The organism is Ilumatobacter sp. (genome assembly GCF_030065885.1).
Lineage (GTDB): Bacteria > Actinomycetota > Acidimicrobiia > Acidimicrobiales > Ilumatobacteraceae > Ilumatobacter.
Genome location: NZ_JASJCS010000050.1, coordinates 1 through 19,069 on the forward strand (window position 1 = coordinate 1; position 19,069 = coordinate 19,069).

Annotated in this window: 13 protein-coding genes; 6 read left to right on the top strand and 7 right to left on the bottom strand. The window is 70.1% G+C overall.

Annotated elements, in window-relative coordinates:
- From QNJ12_RS11965 to QNJ12_RS11975, 3 genes are all read left to right on the top strand, one after another.
- The coding region (locus QNJ12_RS11965) for a hypothetical protein (protein WP_300622879.1) at window positions 1-208 on the top strand (208 nt) is incomplete at its 5' end.
- Window positions 209-302: 94 nt separating this feature from the next.
- Window positions 303-1,631 carry a hypothetical protein gene (locus QNJ12_RS11970; RefSeq protein WP_300622880.1) on the top strand — a complete coding sequence of 443 codons (1,329 nt, stop codon included), beginning with the start codon at window positions 303-305 and terminating at the stop codon, window positions 1,629-1,631.
- Window positions 1,632-1,670: 39 nt separating this feature from the next.
- Window positions 1,671-3,230 (top strand): Rieske 2Fe-2S domain-containing protein, encoded by a 1,560-nt coding sequence (locus QNJ12_RS11975; protein ID WP_300622881.1) that lies wholly within the window; start codon window positions 1,671-1,673, stop codon window positions 3,228-3,230.
- 18 nt (window positions 3,231-3,248) lie between these two features.
- Here QNJ12_RS11975 and QNJ12_RS11980 read toward each other — a convergent pair whose 3' ends face one another.
- From QNJ12_RS11980 to cdd, 6 genes are all read right to left on the bottom strand, one after another.
- Window positions 3,249-8,000 carry an Ig-like domain-containing protein gene (locus QNJ12_RS11980; protein ID WP_300622882.1) on the bottom strand — a complete coding sequence of 1,584 codons (4,752 nt, stop codon included), beginning with the start codon at window positions 7,998-8,000 and terminating at the stop codon, window positions 3,249-3,251.
- A gap of 135 nt (window positions 8,001-8,135) precedes the next feature.
- Entirely contained in the window at window positions 8,136-8,531 is a 396-nt protein-coding gene (locus tag QNJ12_RS11985) for a MerR family transcriptional regulator (RefSeq protein ID WP_300622883.1), read from the bottom strand.
- Window positions 8,532-8,595: 64 nt separating this feature from the next.
- Window positions 8,596-9,732: a molecular chaperone DnaJ gene (gene dnaJ / locus QNJ12_RS11990; protein WP_300622884.1), complete on the bottom strand. Its 1,137-nt coding sequence runs from the start codon at window positions 9,730-9,732 to the stop codon at window positions 8,596-8,598.
- Between the two features lie 67 nt (window positions 9,733-9,799).
- Window positions 9,800-10,444, bottom strand: a complete 645-nt coding sequence (locus QNJ12_RS11995) for a nucleotide exchange factor GrpE (protein WP_300622885.1) — start codon at window positions 10,442-10,444, stop codon at window positions 9,800-9,802.
- Window positions 10,441-12,303 (bottom strand): molecular chaperone DnaK, encoded by a 1,863-nt coding sequence (dnaK, locus tag QNJ12_RS12000; protein ID WP_300622886.1) that lies wholly within the window; start codon window positions 12,301-12,303, stop codon window positions 10,441-10,443. The genes QNJ12_RS11995 and dnaK overlap by 4 nt, the downstream gene beginning before the upstream one ends.
- A 145-nt stretch (window positions 12,304-12,448) precedes the next feature.
- Window positions 12,449-13,069, bottom strand: coding sequence for a cytidine deaminase (gene cdd, locus QNJ12_RS12005; RefSeq protein ID WP_300622887.1), 621 nt, complete (start codon window positions 13,067-13,069; stop codon window positions 12,449-12,451).
- Window positions 13,070-13,099: 30 nt separating this feature from the next.
- On the opposite strand from cdd, the gene QNJ12_RS12010 reads away from it, so the two are divergent.
- On the top strand, window positions 13,100-13,561 hold the full coding sequence (locus QNJ12_RS12010; protein ID WP_300622888.1) for a GNAT family N-acetyltransferase: 462 nt from the start codon (window positions 13,100-13,102) through the stop codon (window positions 13,559-13,561).
- Window positions 13,562-13,654: 93 nt separating this feature from the next.
- Here the strand turns inward: QNJ12_RS12010 and QNJ12_RS12015 are convergent, their stop codons facing one another.
- Complete coding sequence (locus QNJ12_RS12015; RefSeq protein WP_300622889.1) at window positions 13,655-15,409, bottom strand: M14 family metallopeptidase; 1,755 nt, start codon at window positions 15,407-15,409, stop codon at window positions 13,655-13,657.
- A 101-nt stretch (window positions 15,410-15,510) separates the two neighbouring features.
- On the opposite strand from QNJ12_RS12015, the gene gpmI reads away from it, so the two are divergent.
- Together gpmI and QNJ12_RS12025 are read left to right on the top strand one after the other, a co-directional pair.
- Window positions 15,511-17,184, top strand: coding sequence for a 2,3-bisphosphoglycerate-independent phosphoglycerate mutase (gene gpmI, locus QNJ12_RS12020; protein ID WP_300622890.1), 1,674 nt, complete (start codon window positions 15,511-15,513; stop codon window positions 17,182-17,184).
- 1,341 nt (window positions 17,185-18,525) lie between these two features.
- The gene (locus QNJ12_RS12025; protein ID WP_300622891.1) at window positions 18,526-18,951 is read left to right on the top strand and encodes a cyclic nucleotide-binding domain-containing protein; all 426 of its coding nucleotides are present in this window, start codon (window positions 18,526-18,528) and stop codon (window positions 18,949-18,951) included.
- The last annotated feature ends 118 nt before the right edge of the window (window positions 18,952-19,069 follow it).

Here is a 19,069-nt window from a genome sequence, read left to right on the forward strand (position 1 = left end):
TGTGGTCAGTGGTTGGGCACGATGCCCGTCACGGCACGTGCCAGTGCATGTTGCTGATCAGACCCGGATCGATCATGTACTGGTTGTACGGGAAGGCGGGTCGTACTGCCCGACCGACAACGGTTCGGTGTACTACGGCGACTTCCCGTACAACCAGTACATGATCGATCCGGGTCTGATCAGCAACATGCACTGGCACGTGCCGTGACGGGCATCGTGCCCAACCACTGACCACACGTCGGGGGGCGCGCCGGAGTCCGGTGCGCCCCCCGACATCGATGTCCGTAGGAGGAGGCGAATCGATGATCCGATCGCACCGAGCTGCGGTGCGCCTCGCCACGATCGCCGTCGCGGTGCTGATCACCTCGGCCGCTGGCCCGGCGCTCGCCCGGTCGGGCGACGAACCGATCGACGACGGCCTCGCCGGCATCGGCGTGGCGCCCGCGTTCCTCGCGTTCGAGGCAGCCCTCCGCGGCACCTCCTACACGGGCAGCATCGTGCTGAGCAACGGGCTGCCCGGCGACCGCCACTTCACGTTCGCCACCGCCGGCGACATCGCGGACTGGATCACGTTCTCCGACGGGGACGGCCGGCCCATCGACGACGTCGTGATCCCACACGAGGGAGCCACGACGGTGCAAGCGATCATCGCCGTCCCCGCGGCGGTCCCGAACGGCGACTACACCGGTCGCATCGAGGTGTCCGGTCAGCCAGTCGACGGCACCGAGGGCGCATCGTCGGCCGGGCTCTCGATCGGCGCGGTCGTCGCCGTCGCCATCGAGGTCGGCGGCGAGATGATCCGGGCCGGGTCGTTCGACGACGTGGTCGTCGAGGCCGTCGAGGTCGGTCTGCCCCTGCAGATCTCGGCGACGTTCAACAACTCCGGCAACGTCGGCTTCGACCCGGCCCTCGACCTGACGATCACGCGCTCCGGTCAACCGGTCGACGTGATCAGCGTGCCTCCCGAGGAGACGATCGACCCGGGTCGCGCCGAGAGCATCGACGTCACCTGGGACACGACCGACACGCTGCCGGGCGACTACTCGGTCGAGGTGATCGCCACGGCCGTGGGCTACGACTTCGCGCCCATCGAGCGGCCGTTCCGCATCGAGCATCCCGGTTCGATCGAGCGCAGCGCGACCCTCGAGTCACTCGAGGTCGTCAGCGTGCCCGAGCTGGGCGGCACGGCCCGGGTGCGCGGCACGCTGCGCAACGAGAGCGACGTGGCCGTCCGCTCGATCCTCGTCGCCGAGATCGAACGCGACGGCACGTTGATCGGCGAGCTCCGCAGCCTCGAGGTCCTCGCGCCGCCCAACAACACGACGTCGATCGACGTCGTCGTCGAGGGTCTGGAAGCCGGCGCCCACGTCGTGCGCGGCAAGGTCAACTACGAAGGCCGCGAGACCGAGACGCTCGCCGTCTCGTTCGACGTCGCCGCGCCCGCCGGCACCGACTCGGGTTCCGGCATCGGAGCGACGACGCTGCTCGCGCTCGCTGCGGTCCTCGGGCTCGTGGTCGCCGCGGCGGTCGCTCTGATCCGGCGCCGCAGGGCCGGACCGGGCGACACCCCCGGCGCCGGGCCGGACCCTGCCCGGCCGCGCCAGCCCGAACGTGAGCTGGCGCACCACTGAGGCACCAGCCGCACCGATGTCGGCGGTACCCTCGCCTCAATGCGCGCCACGTCGATCGGCCACGCCGGGATGCTCATCGAGACCGACGCCGGTTCGATCCTCTGCGACCCGTGGTTCATCCCCGCGTTCTTCGGTTCGTGGTTCGTCTTCCCGCGCAACGACCAGCTGAGCGACGACCTCCTCGAGCGGATCGAATCAGCCGACTACCTGTACGTCACACACCTGCATGCCGACCACCACGACGAGCCGTGGCTCGGTGAGCACCTGCGGCGGGACATCCCGATCCTGCTGCCCGGCTACCCGACTCGCGAGCAACAGCGGACGCTCGAGCGACTCGGCTTCACCGAGTTCATCCGCACGGTCGACGGCGACGAGCTCGAGCTCGCGCCGGGCCTGACGATCGCGATCCACACCGAGACGTCGATCACCGACGGTCCCGGCGGCGACTCGGCGATGGTGGTCTCGGACGGACGGACCCGCCTGGTCAACCAGAACGACTGCCGCACCACCGACCTGCACGCGCTGCGTGCCCACGGCCCCGTCGACCTCCACTGGCTGCAGTACTCGGGCGCGATCTGGTACCCGATGGTCTACGACCTGCCCGACGACGAGAAGCGGCGGCTCTGCGAGGCGAAGGTCGACAGCCAGTTCGCCAGGGCGATGCGCTACGTCGAGACGATCGACGCACGCGCCGTCGTGCCGAGCGCCGGACCCCCGGCATTCCTCGACGACGAGCTGTTCCATCTCAACGTCATCGACGGGGACGAGATGTCGATCTTCCCGGACCAGCGCGTGTTCCTCGATCGGCTCGCGCGCGGTGGACACCACGGCGTCCTCGCGATCCCCGGCACCGAGATCGAGATCACGCCCGACGCGATCGCAGTCCGGCACCCGATCCCCGACGAGGACGTCGAGGCGATCTTCGACGACAAGCGGTCCTACCTGGAGCAGTACCGGGCCGACTGGAAGCCGTGGCTCGACGACCTCAAGGCCGGCTGGACGGCGCCCTCGACCGACCTGCTGGCGTCGCTCAAGGACTGGTGGGAGCCCCTGCTGCGCATGGCACCCACGCTGTGCGGCGCGGTGGGCGCCAACTGCCTCTTCCGCGCCGGCGACCTCGAGCTCGTCATCGACTTCCCCAACGCCGAGGTCCGCGACTTCGACGGTGAGCCCTACTCGTTCAGTTTCGACATCCCGCGCGAGCTCGTCGAGACGGTCGCCGCGCAACGAGCGGTCGACTGGTCGAACTCGTTGTTCCTGTCGTGCCGGTGGACCGGGTGGCGATCGGGCGACTTCAACGAGTACCTCTACAACTTCTTCAAGTCGCTGTCGGTCGAGCGCATGCGGCGCACCGAGGCCGAAGCCGTCCGCAAGCTCGACCCGCCGGTGTCGACCGAGCCCGAGATCGAGCTCGGCGAGTACGTCGTGCAGCGCCGCTGCCCCCACCGCAACGCCGACCTGAGCGTCTTCGGCGAGATCGAGCGGGGTGACGGCGGCGACGAGCTCGTCTGCACGTTGCACGGCTGGCGGTTCGACTGTGCGACCGGGCGGTGCCTCACCGCCGACGACCACCAGCTCGACATCCGCCGCCGGAACTGACCGGCTGTCGCCCCGCGGCTACGGGACGGTCGTGGTCGTCGTCGGGGTGGTCGTGGTGGTCGTGGTGGTGGACGTGGTCGTCGGCGGCGGTGTCGTCGTGGTCGTCGTGGGCGGGACCGTGGTCGTCGTCGTGGTGGTGGTGGTCGTCGTCGTGGTCGTCGTCGTGGTGGTCGGTGGCGCGGGGTCGGTGACCGTGATCTCGATCGTGCCCGACGCGCTGGCGCCGAGCGGATCGGTCACCGAGTACGGCACGACCACCGTCGAACCGATCGGATCATCGGTGGGCGTGATCGTCAGGACCAGACCGTCGACCTCGATGTCGATGTCGTCCGGCTCGGTCACGGTGAGGGTGAGCGGGTCGTCGTCGGGGTCGGACGCCGGCGCGTTGGCCAGGGTCGCCTCGCCGGCAGGTGCGGTCACCTCGAAGGTCGGCGCCACCGGCTCGCGGTTGACGAGCACGGTCACCGTCGCCGGTGCAGACACGAGCTGCTCGGGGTCCTGAATCGTGTACTCGAAGGTGCCCCGGCCCAGGCCGGTCCCCGGATCGATCTGCACCCTGGTGTCGTCGAGCTGCAGGATCGAGCCCGTGCCGCCGCCGTCGAACGTGACCGTGTCGGGCACCGACGCGAGCACGACCGGGTCCCCGTCGGGATCGCTGTCGTCGGCGACGAGGTCGACGACGACGACGCCGTCGTTCGCCGAGACCTCGTTGTCCGTCGCCTCCGGGCGCAGGTTGATCAGCTGCACGGTGATCGTGACGCGCGTCTGCAGCCCGCCCGGATCGGCGACGACGGCGACCGCCGTGTCCGAGCCGGAGGCGCCGGCGGGTTCGAGCTGCACCTCGCCGAACCCGTTGAGCGTGATCCACGACGGCGCCCCCTCCAGGGCGACGATCGCCAGGGGCTGGCCGTCGGGGTCGGAGGCCAACTCGGTGACCGGGACGGTCCTCGTGTCCCGGCGGCCCATGTCGATCGCCTTGGCGGTGCCGATCGGCTCTTGATTGACGTCGATCACGACCTGGCCGACGTCCTGGATACGACACGAGTTGCGGACGACGTAGTTGAAGGCGACGTTCCCGTTCTCGCCCGCGGGGGGCGTGTAGACGCCCGACGGCACCGACAGCGGCGCGCCGACCTCGACGATGTCGCCGTTGCGGGCGAACGCGGTCAGGTCGATGGCGATCGGCTGCTCGTACCCGGTCTGCAGGAAGACGTCGGGCGCCTCGGGTGGGGCGACCTCGCACGGCAGGACGGCGATCACGACCGAGGCGTCGGCGGTGTCCTCGCCGTCGTCGATCCGGTAGCCGGCGATCGCGGTGCCGCTGGCCCCGGGCACGGCGTCGAAGACGAGCACGCCGGTCTCGAGCCGGGTGGCCCCGAGCGCCGGATCGGGCTCGACCGTCAACGAGTAGGTCAGCGGGTCCCCGTCGGGATCGGCGTCGTTGAGGGCGATCGGAACGGTGACGGTCCCCCCGTTGACGACCTCGGCGGCATCGTCGGCCGCCACGGGTGGGCGGTTGGGCGCCTCGAGCACGGTCAGGATCGCCTCGGCGCTGTCGACCAGGCCGTCGGCGTCGACCACCTCGTACGTGGCGACGAGATCGCCGACGAAGTCGGGGTCGGGATCGAACGTCAACCGCCGGTCGCCGAACGAGATCGTGCCGTCGCCGTTCTCGAGCTCGGCCGAGCGCACGGTGAGGTCGGCATTGTCGCCATCGGGGTCCACGTCGTTGGCGAGCACGTCCACCACGGTCGGCGCGCCCGGCCCGGTGATGGTTCGCAGATCGTCCAGCGCGCGCGGCGGTTCCGGATCGGGTTCGAGGATGCGGATCGTGAGCCGACCGGTCGTCACGCCGCCCGCCGCGTCCCCCACCTGATACGTGATGACCACGGCGCCCGGCACCGGCCCCGCGTCGAACGTGATCTCGCTGCCGTCGCGCTCGGCCCGACCGAGCGCCGGCGTCGTCGACGAGAGCACGCGGAGCTCGAAGCGGTCGCCGTCGGGGTCGATGTCGTTGGCGAGCACGTCGACGACGAGCTGCTCGTCGATCTCGATGGTGAACTCCTCGTTGACGACGACCGGCGGCACGTTGACGATCTCGGGCGCCAGCACGCTCACGACGATCGCCGCGCTCGCCCGCAGGCCCTGGGAGTTGGTCACCTCGTAGCGGCAGCTGAAGACGCCGACCTGGCCGCTCGGCGGCCGGAACGTGACCCGCGAGTCGGGGGTGACGGTCGCCGTGCCACCGCCCGCGCATCCCGGTGTGCCGACGAGTGACGGCCGCTCGCCCGAGGGGTCGCGGTCGTTCCTGAGCACGTCGAGCGTGACCGGCACGTCGATCTCGGTGGTCGCCGAGTCGTCCTGCGCGAACGGCGGCGCGGCGATCGGTTCGGGCAGGACCCGCACGGTCACCTCGCCCGTCACGACGTGGTCGTTGCCATCGGTGATGACGTAGGTGAACCGGTCGATCGCCACGTCGGCATCGGCATCGGTGACCACCTGCGCCGCCGTGTACCTGACCTGATCACCCTGGACCTGGATCTCGCCGGCAGCCATCGAGTCACCCTCGCGGCTCACGTCGAGCAGGATGAGCGGATCCCCGTCCGGATCGCTGTCGTTGAGCAGGACGTCGATCAGCTGCGACGTGCCGACCACCGCGGAGGCCGTGTCGGCGTTGGCGATCGGCGCGCGGTTCGGCTCGAGGTCGGCGATGACGGCGACCAGCACGCTGCCGACCACGACGTGGCCGCGGCCGTCGTCGACGGTGTAGGCGAACGGGAGCAGCTGCGCGGAGCCGGCGCGTGCGATCACTTCGATCTCGACGCCCCGGACCGACGCCTCGAGCCCCGGTGGCAACGGTTCGAGCAGCTCGATCCGCATCCGGTCGCCGTCGGGGTCTCGATCGTTGGCGAGCACGGGAACGATCGTGGGGATGTCCCGGCGGACGCGTGCGGCGTCCGGCCGCACCAGCGGCGGCCGATTCTCGTCGGACGGCTGCGCGATCTCGACCTGCACCGTGACGGGCTCGCCGACGTCGCCGAACGAGTCGGCCGGCCGGTACGTGAACGTCGCGGTCCCCGACGCCCCGGGCGGCGGCACGTAGCGCAGCCCGGGGAGGCCCGATGGTGCGGTGGCCTCGCTCACCTCGCCGCCGACGTCGGGCGGCGTGAACGACGCCACCCGGAGCGAGTCGCGCTCGGGATCGATGTCGTTGAGCAGCACGTCGATCACGACGGCGGCATCCGGGCCCGTCTCGGTGGAGTCGGGGGCGCCGATCGGCGCCCGGTTCGTGGCATCGACGGGCAGCAGCTCGAGCGTGACGGTCGCCGTCGCCTCCGAGCCGTTGGCGTCGACGATCGTGTAGTCGAACTGGTCGATGCCGACGTACCCGGCCTCGGGTTGGTAGGTCACGGTCGTCGCGCTGGCGATCTCGACGGTCCCGTGCTGGGCGGTCCCGACGTCGAACAACACGATCGCCTCGCCGTCGGGGTCGTAGTCGTTCGCCGTCACCGCGACGGGCACGCTCGCGCCGGTGCGTGCGGTCACCGGATCGTCGACGGCGACCGGCGGGTCGTCGATGCCGTTGTCGTCGGGTTCGCGGTCGAGGGCGCCGACGAACTCGTCGCTGCCGAGGGAGGCGGCCGTCGAACCGCCGCGACCGGCGTCGAGCAGCTCGCCGGACTCGCCCAGCAGCGGCGTCGAGTCGTCGTCCTTCACGATCACGTTGATCCCCCACGGGTGGACGGCCCAGACGAACCGGCCGTCGGTCTGATCGACCCAGACCAGGTCGGTCGACGCCGCCACGGCCAGCTCGCTGCCGGGCGGCACGCTGGCCACCGTCTCGTCGATGATCCGCTCGTTGCGCCAGTCGATCTGGACGACCTCGTTGGGAGCACGACGCACCAGCGCCGCCGCGTCACCGGCGATCGCGAGCCGATCGGCGCCGGCGATGTCGAGCCCGCCGATCGTGACCTGCTCGACGACACCGTCACCGATGCACCACAGCTCATCGTTGGCCCCGACCCACCCGCAGTCGGCGGTCGGGCCCGGCTCTTGCAGCACCACCTCGCTGCTCGGCACGGCGCTCGGCAGCGGCACCCAGTCGCCGTCGCCGAGCCGGACGCGCCCGCGATCGGCGTCGAACACGAGCGGGGTGTTGCCGACGAGCGTCAGCCGGGCGTTGGACAGGCCCGAGGTCCGGGTCTGGCGCGCCGTGCTGGTCACCCGGGCGAGGGTGCCGGCGGCGATCGTCCAGACCGATCCGTCGGGGGCGATGCGGGTGGCGTCGCCGGCACCGGCGGCCACGACGTCGAACGGGACCGCGTCGCCACCGGGCGGCAGGAGCAGGGCCTGCGCCGATGTCGGGTCGACCGCGACGACCCCGGTCTGACCGACGCCGGCGACCGCGTCCGGTTCGGCGATGACGCTCACCGACCGTGGCGGGCCGAGGCGCAGCTCGGCGGCGTCGACGATGCGGGCGGTCGCCGCCGAACGGTCGATCAGCGCCACGCCGCTCGGGCTCTGAGCGACCTCGAGCACGTTGCCCTCGGCTTCGATGTCGAGGCGGGCGAGGGCGCGCCCCGAGAAGCCGTCGGCGAGCACGACCCTGCCGTTGGCCTGGTCGACGAACCAGCGCGTCGCCCGCGGCACCGTGGCATCGACCGCCGGGAAGCCGTCGGCGCGCAGGACGACGACGGTTCCGGTCACCACCAGCGTGACCGCGGCGAGCGCGAGCAGCACCCGTCGCCACGGCACGGCCTGCGGAGTCATGGCTTCAGCCTGCCAGGGACGCGGACCCGGACCCACGCATCATCGATCGGCCGCTCGAACACCCCACTTGACCAGGGACGGCGAGCTCGGTCAGGCGAGACGATCCGGGCTCCGCCGGTCGGCGAAGCCCGATCGTCACTCGCGATCGAGGAACCGCGGCCGTTCGCCGAAGATGGCGACGGCCTGGCGGAGCGGCACGAGATCGCGTCGTTGCCGCCGCGCAGCGTCGGACTCGGCGTGCTCGGCAACCGCCCGGAGGCGCTCGACCTCGCCCCGGAGCCGCTCGTTCTCGGCCTCGAGCTCCATCACCCGCCGGATGCCTTCGAGGTTCATACCCTGCTCGGCGAGATCGGAGATGCGCTGCAAGGTCTCGATGTCCGCGTCGCTGTAGCGACGGTTGCCGCCCTGCGTCCGGGCGGGCCGGACCAGCCCGCGGCGCTCGTAGATCCGCAGGGTCTGGGGGTGCATGCCGGCGAGCTCGGCGGCGACCGAGATCACGTACACCGCTTGGTGATGACCGCGGGCGCTCATGACCGGTGCCCTCCTGCCGTGGGCGTCGCGTGGGTCGACGCCGCGTGATGTCGGCTCGCTGCGCTCATGATCCCTGTCCTCTCGGATTCACCGTAGTCGCAGCCGCGAGCTGCTCGACGGCTGCGCGCTCCTGGTCGGTCAGTTCGGTCGGCACGACGACGTCGACGGTGACGATCAGGTCGCCGGCGACCTCGCCGCGCCGCTTGGATGTGGTGGTGATGCCCTTGCCCCTGACGCGATGACGCGACCCGCTCGCGGTCCCCGCCTTGATGCGCAGGGTCACCGTCTGGCCGTCGAGCGTCGGCACCTCGATGTCGCCGCCGAGGACCGCCTCGGGATACGTGATGGGCACCGTGACGGTCAGGTTGTTGCCGGAGCGCCCGAACCGGGCGTGAGGTGCCACCGTGATCTCGACGAGCAGGTCGCCGGCCGGGCCGCCGTTGCGCCCAGGGGCACCGCGACCGGCGAGCCTGATGGTCTGCCCGTCGGAGACACCTGCGGGGATCCGCGCCTTGACCTCGCGCGGGCGCCGCTCGACTCCGCTGCCGCGGCATGTCGAGCAGGCATCGGTGATGATCGACCCACGACCCTGGCAATTCCGGCAGGGCGACGAGAAGGAGAACAGGCCCTGGTTGTCGTCGACGATGCCGCGGCCGCCACACACGCCGCACACGGTCGGGCTCGTACCCGGCCGGGCGCCGGAGCCCGAGCACGTCGAGCACTGTGCATCGCTGGTGAGGTAGAGCGTGGTGGTCAACCCAGTGGCCGCATCCTCGAAGTCGAGGTTCAGCTGCGCGGTGACGTCGTGACCGCGCTGCGGTCCGACGCCCGAACCGGCGCGCCCCCCGGCGCGCTGACGCCCGAACATCTGCCCGAGCAGGTCGCCGATGTCGCCGGCGCCGGCCATGTCGCCGACGTTGAAGGTGAAGCCACCGGGGCCACCCGAGCCCATGTCGCCGATCGGGCCGAGCCGGCGGACCTCGTCGTACTCCTGGCGCTTCTCCTCGTCGCCGAGCACGTCGTACGCGGCCGAGACGTCCTTGAACCTCTCCTCGGCCGCTTCGTCGCCGGGGTTCTGGTCGGGGTGGAGCTCGCGGGCGAGCTTGCGGTACGCCTTGGTGATGTCCTTCTGGGAGGCGTCGGCCTGGACGCCCAACACCTGGTAGTAGTCCTTCTCGAACCACTCGCGCTGTGCAGTCACTCCGACTCACCTCCTCTCGGCGTTCCGCATGCTCCTCCTGCAACCCGGGCCACCGGCCCGGGGCGGGTCAATCCCTGGTGCGGACCATCGCCGGCCGCAGCGTCTTGCCGCGCCATCGATAGCCACTCCGCATGACCTCGGCGACGACGACGTCGCCGCCGTCGCCCGACTCGTGGGCCACGGCCTCGGCGACCTCGGGATCGAACGGCTGCGCCTCGAGGTCGAGCGTCTCGAGCCCGTGCTTCTTCAGCTCGGCGAGCATCACGTTGAGCAGCGGGCCGACCTCGTCGGGATGCCGGACGTAGGCCGCCTCGGCCGCGTCGAGCACCGGGAGGAACGCCTCGGCGAGGCGGCCGGTGGCGCGGTCGACGTCGTCGGCACCTTGTGAGGCGATCCGCTTGCGGAAGTTCTCGAAGTCGGCCTGGAGCCGCATCGCGACGTCCTTGTACTGGTCGCGTTCGGCCAGCAACGCATCGACGTCGACCCCCTCGACGGCCATGGCGGCCGTGTCTGCCGTGTCTGCCGTGTCGGGCATGCCGGCAACTGGGGCCGAGATCTCGTCGTCGTCGACGTCGGCCACGTCGCCGTCGCCGAACCCCGAGGGCTGCTGCCCGCTCGGCGCGACGGTGTGGTCGTGGTGCTCGACCCGCGGGATCTGGCCCGTGTAGTCCTCGACCTCGCTGCCGCGCTGGTCGTCGAGTGCGTCGCTCACGACGCCTCGCCCGGGTTGTCCTCGTCGACGATCTCGGCGTCGACGATGTCGTCGTCGTTGACCTGGCCGGTTCCGGTGTCCTGGCCGCTCGCCGAGGTGCCCGCTGCGTTGGTGTCGCGGGCGGCTGCCTCGTAGAGCTTCTGGCTGAAGGCCTGGCTGGCCGTCATCAGTGCCTCGGTGGCGGTCTTGATGGCCTCGGTGTCGGTGCCCGACAGCGCCTTCTTGAGGTCGTCGAGCGGACCCTCGACGGCCGCCTTCTCGTCGGCCGACACGCTCTCGCCCTGCTCGCGCAGGACCTTCTCGGTCTGGTAGACGAGCGAATCGGCGTTGTTGCGGACCTCGGCCTCCTCGCGACGCTGCCGGTCCTCCTCGGCGTGGGCCTCGGCGTCCTTCACCATCTGGTCGATGACCTCGTTGTCGAGCGTCGACTGACCGGTGATGGTCATCGACTGCTCCTTGTTGGTGGCCCGGTCCTTGGCGGCGACGTGCACGATGCCGTTGGCGTCGATGTCGAACGTGACCTCGATCTGCGGCACGCCGCGTGGCGCAGGTGGCAGATCGACGAGCTGGAACTTGCCCAGCGTCTTGTTGTAGCTCGCCATCTCGCGCTCGCCCTGCAACACGTGGATCTCGACCGACGGCTGCATGTCCTCGGCCGTGGTGAACACCTCGGTCCGCTTGGTCGGGATGGTCGTGTTGCGCTCGATCAGCTTGGTCATGACCCCGCCCTTGGTCTCGATGCCGAGCGAGAGCGGGGTGACGTCGAGCAGGAGGACGTCCTTGACGTCGCCACGCAGCACGCCGGCCTGTACGGCCGCACCGACCGCGACGACCTCGTCGGGGTTGACCGACTTGTTGGGCTCTTCGCCGGTCATCGACTGCACGAGCTCGACGACGGCGGGCATGCGGGTCGAGCCGCCGACCAGGATGACGTGGTTGAGGTCGCCCTTGTGGACGCCGCCGTCCTTGAGCGCCTGCTCGAACGGCACGCGGCAGCGCTCGATCAGGTCGGACGTCATCTCCTGGAACTGGGAGCGGCTGAGCGACTCGTCGAGGTGCAGCGGACCGTCTGCGTTGGCGGTGATGAACGGCAGGTTGATCTGGGTCGACTGGACCTGGCTCAGCTCGATCTTGGCCTTCTCGGCCGCTTCCTTGAGGCGCTGCATCGCCATCCGGTCGCTCGACAGGTCGACGCCCTGCGCGTTCTTGAACTGGGTGACGAGCCAGTCGATGATGCGCTGGTCCCAGTCGTCGCCGCCGAGGCTGGTGTCACCGTGGGTCGACTTGACCTCGAACACGCCGTCACCGATCTCGAGCACGGACACGTCGAAGGTGCCGCCGCCGAGGTCGAACACGAGCACCGTCTCGTCCTCGGAGCCCTTGTCGAGGCCGTACGCGAGCGCGGCTGCGGTGGGCTCGTTGATGATCCGGAGGACCTCGAGGCCGGCGATGGTGCCAGCCTCCTTGGTGGCGGTGCGCTGCGCGTCGTCGAAGTACGCCGGCACGGTGATGACGGCCTGCGTGACGGTGTCGCCCAGGTACGACTCGGCATCGCGCTTCAGCTTCTGGAGGATGCGGGCGCTGATCTCCTGCGGGGTGTAGGTCTTGCCGTCGACGTCGTCGCTCTTCCAGTTCTCGCCCATGTGACGCTTGATCGAGCGGAACGTGCGATCGGGGTTGGTGATCGCCTGGCGCTTGGCGACCTCGCCGACCAGCACCTCGCCGGCCTTCGAGAACGCAACGACCGACGGCGTCGTGCGGCCACCCTCGGCGTTGGGGATGACGACGGGTTCGCCGGCTTCGAGCACCGACACGACGGAGTTGGTGGTACCGAGATCGATACCGACGGCCTTGGGCATGGTGAACGCTCCTGGGATGATGGATGAGGGGAGAGAACCTGTATCTGGTGCACTCAACTCTACGGGCGGCAAGGGCGCAGTCCAACTCGTCAGTCAGGAAACTTGAGTCGATACGACTCAGGTTTTGAGGCAGTGGTCGAACGGCTCAGTCGAGGAGGTTCTCCGGGCCGAACGAATCCGGGAGCAGGTCGGCGACCGTGTAGGTCGTGCGCACGCCGTCCGGTCCGGCGGCGTGCACGGTCGTCGCCGCGGTGGCGAACTCACGGATCTTCTGGCGGCAGCCGCCGCAGGGGGTCGAGAGCGCGTCACCGTCGCACAGTGTGACGACGACGTCGATCTCGCGTTCACCGCCGGACACCATCGCGGCGATCGCCGCGGCCTCGGCGCAGAGGCCTTCGGGGTACGCCGCGTTCTCGACGTTGCAGCCGACGAAGACGCGGCCGGACGGGGTACGGATCGCGGCGCCGACCCGGAAGTTCGAGTACGGGACGTGGGCGTTGGCCTGGACCGCGCGTGCGGCATCGAGCAGGGCCGCCACGCCAGCGTCGATCGGGGCGTCGGCCGAGGCGTCGGCCGAGGCGTCGATCGGGGCGTCGGCCGAGGCGTCGGCCGAGGCGTCAACCGAGGCGTCGGCCGAGGCGTCAACCGAGGCGTCGGCCGAGGCGTCAACCGAGGCGTCAACCGAGGCGTCGGCCTGGTCGTCGGCAACCGGCGGATCGCCTGCTCCCCCGGTACCGGTCTGACGATCCTCGGGTCGCTCGGACATGGCCCGATCGTAGGGCTCCCGGGTGGAACAATGCAGCTGATGCAGACGTACTTCCGCGACGCGGTGCGCGGAGACCTCCGGGCGATCGCCACGATCCTGCGCGAGGCCGATGCGAGCGGCGACGTCGAGGACCACGACGGCATCGATCGGTACCGCGAGGCGCTCGACGAGATCGACCGCTCGGACGGCAACTACGTCCTCGTCGCCGAGTACGACGGGCAGATCACGGCCGTGATCCAGATGGTCGCGTTCCGCCGCCTGCACCATCAGGGCGACCGTTGCGCGGAGATCGTGGCGATGCACGTCGCCGAGGCGTTCCGCACGACGGGGATCGGCGGGATGCTCGTGGACCACGCCGTGGCCCGCGCTCACGATCTCGGCTGTCGCCGGCTGCAGGTGTTGAGCGGTACGTCCCGCACCGACGAGCACCCGTTCTGGGAACGGAACGGGTTCGTGCGGCTCGATCGTGGCTACGTGCGGACCCTCGGCTGACGAGCGCCGGACGAACGGTCGGCGCCCGGGCCGTGGGTTCAGGTGCCGTCAGCGCAGGGGCCGTCGGTTGAGGGGCCGTCGGTTCGGGCGCCGTCAGTGCAAGGTGCAGCGGGCGGTGGCCTCGCCCGCGCGGTCGTGGCGTGCGACGACCTGGACCTCGTCGCCCGGCCGCGCCCGAACGATCCACCTCGCGAGCGCTCGGTCCGGCGTGCCGTCGTGGCCGCGCGAGAATCGCAGCGACGCCCGGCCCTCGAGCTGGCCGAGCTGGCGGCGGGCGGGGCCGTCGACGACCGCGAGCGGCTCGAGGCCGGGCGACCCCGCCTCGAACGCCTCGGCCCCGTCGACGTCGACGTCGCCAGTCGCGGCGTCGGAGGCACCGTCCGGCACGCCGCCGATCTCTGCGACCAGCGGCTTGACCAGCTTGGCGCGCCGGGCCTGGGCGGAGACGTCGGTCGGCAGCCAACCGGTGTTCGCGATGCCAGCCTCGACACGCCAGGTGTCCTCGCTCAGCCTCTCGGCCGTGCAGTGCGGGATCTCGAGCGCCGGTGAGCACAACGCCTGATGGACCGCGAAGTCCGCATGCTGCTCGACCTCGTTCCGGAGCAGGTGGGCGGGCGGGTTGACCCACGTCGTCAGGCTGTCCCAGCCGCCGAGCTCGACGTCGCCGAGCGAGGGATGCTCGAAGGGGTACCAATCGACGTAGCCGTCGGGATGGTGCTCGTCGCACCAGCGGAGCACGGCGAGCGCCTCGTCGTCGGTCGGACCGGTGTACCAGAAGTGCGTCGACTGCTTGGTCCCCGTCGCGGCGTGCACGATGTCCCAGAATTCGGTGGTCCATCCGAAGACGCCGGTGTGCTCGTACGCCCAGTCGTCGGCGGCGCCACTCATCGTCTCGGCCGGATCCCAGGTGAAGTCCTCGTACACGGAATGGGCCGGGTAGCCGGTCAGTTGGGTGCCTCGTTCGGCCAGCTGCTTCCAGACCCAGACGTCCATGGGCGGCAACTTGGCATCCGGCTGGGTCGACGACGGCCGGAGGAGCACACCACCGCTGGTGTGGAAGGCGTTGAGGCCGCACACGTTCGGTCGGGCCACGATGGCACGCACGAGGGCGTCGATCTCGGGTTCGCTCAGCGGGTGGTCGCCGGCACCGGGGATGGCGCGACCCCACCCGGCCGGGAAGTTGCGATTGAGATCAAGCCCTTCGGCGGGCGGCGGGGTCGGGATCGTGAAGCCATCGTGATCGACGATCGAGCCCTCGTCGAGGAGGCGGTACGTCGCGACGCCGGGCGGCGCTCCTTCGGCAGGGATCGGGATCAGCAGGCGCCGGTCGTCGGGATGTGGCATCCACGCGCCGGCCGGGTCGGGAATTCGCATCTGGAGCACGCGACCGTCACCGTCCACGTCCTCTTCGTGCAGCCCCGGCCAGCGGTGGCCGTCGGTCCACGGCCAGGGGCGGGTGCTCGAGCGACGGAAGACAGGGCGGTCGGCGAGCGCCCATTCGGCGCCGTCGGGGTTGACGCGCGGGACGATGTAGAAGGTCCTCGTGCGGAGCGCGTGGGTGATCCGTTCGTCGGCGTCGTGGCCTCGCACGAGTCGGTCGACGACGGCGCAGGCGGCGACGGTCGCCGTCAGCTCGACGGCGTGGATGCTGGCGTCGATCCAGTGCGCCGGCTTGCTGTGGTGCGGCCCCGTCGCGGCGTCGGTGATCGTCATCAGCCACAGCTCACGCCCTTCGTGTGATCGGCCGTATGTGTCGAGGCTGACGAGGTTCGGATGGGCCGTCGCGGTGTCGCTCATCCATCGGACGAGCTCGTCGTAGCGAAGGAAGCGGTCGAACGCGTACTCCATCGCTGTGACGCTACTCAGGCTCGAACTGGGCTGGTCACCCGCGATCGGCACGGAGGTGCACCCTGGCTCCAGGTGGGAACCAGCTTCCTAGACTCGCCCTCATGGCCCTTGCGCTCTCCCCCCATCCCTCGTTCGCCGGCCGGCCCGGACCCGTCCTGTTGGTGATCGCCGACGGGGTCGGTGTCGCGCCGTCCGGTCCGAGCAACGCCGTCTCCGTCGCCGCGACACCCGCATTGGACGGCCTCGCCGCCGGCGAGCTGTACACGGAGCTGGCGGCGCACGGACCCGCCGTCGGGCTGCCGTCCGACGACGACATGGGCAACAGCGAGGTGGGCCACAACGCGCTCGGCGCAGGCCGGGTCTTCGCGCAGGGCGCCAAGCTCGTGAACCAGGCCATCGCGTCGGGGGCGATCTTCGATTCCGAGGTCTGGAAGCAGGCGATCGAGCACGGGCGGGCCGGGACGTTGCACCTGATCGGCTTGCACAGCGACGGCAACGTGCACTCGCACAACGACCATCTGTACGCGTTGCTGCGGGAAGCTGCCGCATCGGGGGTGACCAGTGCGGCCGTGCACATCCTGCACGACGGCCGTGACGTGCCGGCTCGGTCCGCGCTGACGTACATCGAGGCGACCGAAGCCGTGCTGGCGGAGATCAACGCAGACGGCGACGGCGACGGCGGCGGCGGCGCCGGTCGGAACTTCCGGATCGCCTCGGGTGGAGGTCGCATGTCGATCACGATGGATCGTTATGGCGCCGACTGGCCCATGGTCGAGCGCGGGTACCGGTGTCACACGTACGGCGAGGGGCGTGCGTTCGCGTCGGCAGCCGAGGCGGTGGAGACGATGTACGCCGAGGCCGACGCATCCGGTGCGGGCACGGGCGATCAGTATCTCGGCGAGTTCGTGATCGTCGACGATGACGGGCTGCCGGTCGGAACGATGCACGACGGCGATGCGGTGCTCCTCTACAACTTCCGTGGCGATCGCTCGATCGAGATCTCGAGGGCCTACGAGGAGGCCGACTTCGCGATGTTCGATCGTGCGGCGGCGGACGGCTCGCCAGCTCCCGACGTCGTCTTCGCCGGGATGCTGCAGTACGACGGCGATGCGCTGGTGCCGAAGCAGTACCTGGTGAGCCCGCCGGCGATCGACCGGACCATGAGCGAGTACCTCTGCGCAGCTGGGGTCCGCACGTTCGCCATCAGTGAGACGCAGAAGTACGGCCACGTCACGTACTTCTGGAACGGCAACCGGTCGGGCTACATCGACCAGTCACTCGAGACCTACATCGAGATCCCGTCGGACAACGTCGAGTTCGACACGGCGCCGGCCATGAAGGTTCGGGAGATCACGGCCGAGGCGGTCGATCTGCTCCGCAGCGGCGAGTACCGGTTCGGTCGGCTGAACTTCCCGAGCGGCGACATGGTGGGGCACACCGGGAACCTGGAAGCCACCGTCGAGGCGATGGGCGTGATCGACGAATGCATGTCGGCGCTGATCGACCTGATCAAGGAGCTCGACGGCGTGCTCGTGTACACCGCTGATCACGGCAACGCCGACATCATGTACACCGAGCACGACGGCGTCCGGTCGCCGAAGACGAGCCACACGCTGAGTCCGGTGCCGTTCGCGATCTACGACCCGAACTACGACGGCGAGTACCACATGGCGCCGCCGGCCGACGCCGGCTTGGCGAACGTCGCAGCAACGCTGTTCAACGTGCTGGGCTACGAGGCCCCGGCCGACTATCGGCAGAGTCTGATCCAGTTCTAGGCGCCGGTCGCGATCGGCACGCTCGTCCGGTTCGCGCGCTCACGCCCGCGCCGCGCCCTCGGTCCTCGGGTCCCGGATCTCGGGCGTCCGGTCTCGGGCCCCGGGTCCCGGATCTCGGGTCTCGGTCTTCGGGTCTCGGTCTTCGGGTCTCGGTCTTCGGGTCTCGGGTCCCGGATCTCGGGTCTCGGTCTTCGGGTCTCGGGTCCCGGATCTCGGGTCTCGGTCTTCGGGTCTCGGGCCTCGGGCGTCTGGTCTCGGGTCCCGGATCTCGGGTCTCGGTCTTCGGGTCTCGGGCCTCGGGCCTCGGGCCTCGGGCGTCTGGTCTCAGGTCTCGGTTCTCGGGTCGTCGTGCGACGACCGAGCCGGCGGAACAAGCCCCTCCTCTCGGATGACCGCGCAACGGTCGCGAATCGTCTCGCAAATACACCCACACCGAACGATCGCGAATCGTCTCGAACCACACCCACCCCGAACGATCACGAATCGTCTCGCACCACACCCACACCCCACACAGCGAATCGTCTCACGGGACCACACCCCGAACGATCACGAATCGTCTCGCACCACACCCGCACCCCACATCGCGAATCGTGTCGCGGAACGCTCGTGAGACTCACCGTCCAGACCCACCGAGACGAATCACGACCACACCACGACCAACACCCCGAGACGATTCGCGACGCCCACCAACCACACCCACCGTGACCAATCGCAACCAGGGCGAATCCAAACCAGGGCGAATCCCAACCGGGGCGAATCCCAACCGGATCGAGCACACCGCCCCTGCGAGGCGAGACGACGTGCGCTGCAGCGACCGGCCGCTCCCACAACCCGTCACGTCCCCTCGTCCTGGGAGCGCCACACCCCTTCGCGACGATGCGTGCATGACGACATCGCACGCCTTCGATCCCACTGCGACTGCGCCACCGGTTGGCGTCCGCATCGTCGAGGAGTGGTGGTGTCCCGTGTGCGGCGCAGCAGCACACCGAACCGATCGCCCGGGTCGACCCAAGGTGTACTGCACCAACGCCTGCCGCCAACGTGCTTACCGCTGGCGGTGCCGCCGTGGCGTGCGACTCTTCGCAACACCGCAGTCCCCAGCCGAGCGAGCGCTCGCGTTCGCCACCGGAAAGCGGCATGCGCTGCGGCATCGCGACGACTTCGTCGCGGAGCAGCGTGACGCCCGCCGACGAGAGGTCGCCGTGTGCGGAGCGCTCGCACGACCGGCGCGGCTCCAGCACTACACGCACTACGATTTCCTTCCCGACCACGTGTGGTCGTGTCGCTCGTGCGCCCGACTCGTCGGCTGCGAACCGTGAGCAGCGGGCTACTGTTCGACCCATGGCCTCGAAGTCCGAGCAGCTCGAACACCTCAAGAACGTCCCGCTCTTCGCCGGCTGCAGCCGCCGCGAGCTGCACTCGGTCCTCAAGGCCGGTGACGAGATCACGATGACCAAGGGCACCGTGATCGTCGACCAGGGCCAGATGGGCCGCGAGGCGTTCATCATCCTCGAGGGCACGGTCACGGTGCGCCGCGGCAACCGCAAGGTCACCACGCTCGAGTCGGGCGACGTCGTCGGCGAGCTGTCCCTGCTCGACCACGGTCCCCGTACCGCAACGGCCGTCTGCGACGACGACTGCACGCTCTTCGTCCTCGATCAGCGTCACTTCCGAGCCGTGCTCGAAGACACGCCGTCGATCGCGTTCAAGCTCCTCGGCACCCTGGCCAACCGCATCCGCGATCTCGACCGCCAGTCGTTCGGCTGAGCGCAACGTCGACCCGCGGCGCAGGCCGACCACCCCCCGACCGCCCCGACCGCCCCCGACCGAGCCCGACCGAGCCCGACCGAGCTCCATCGTTCGGCGACGAAAATGAGCCCACCCC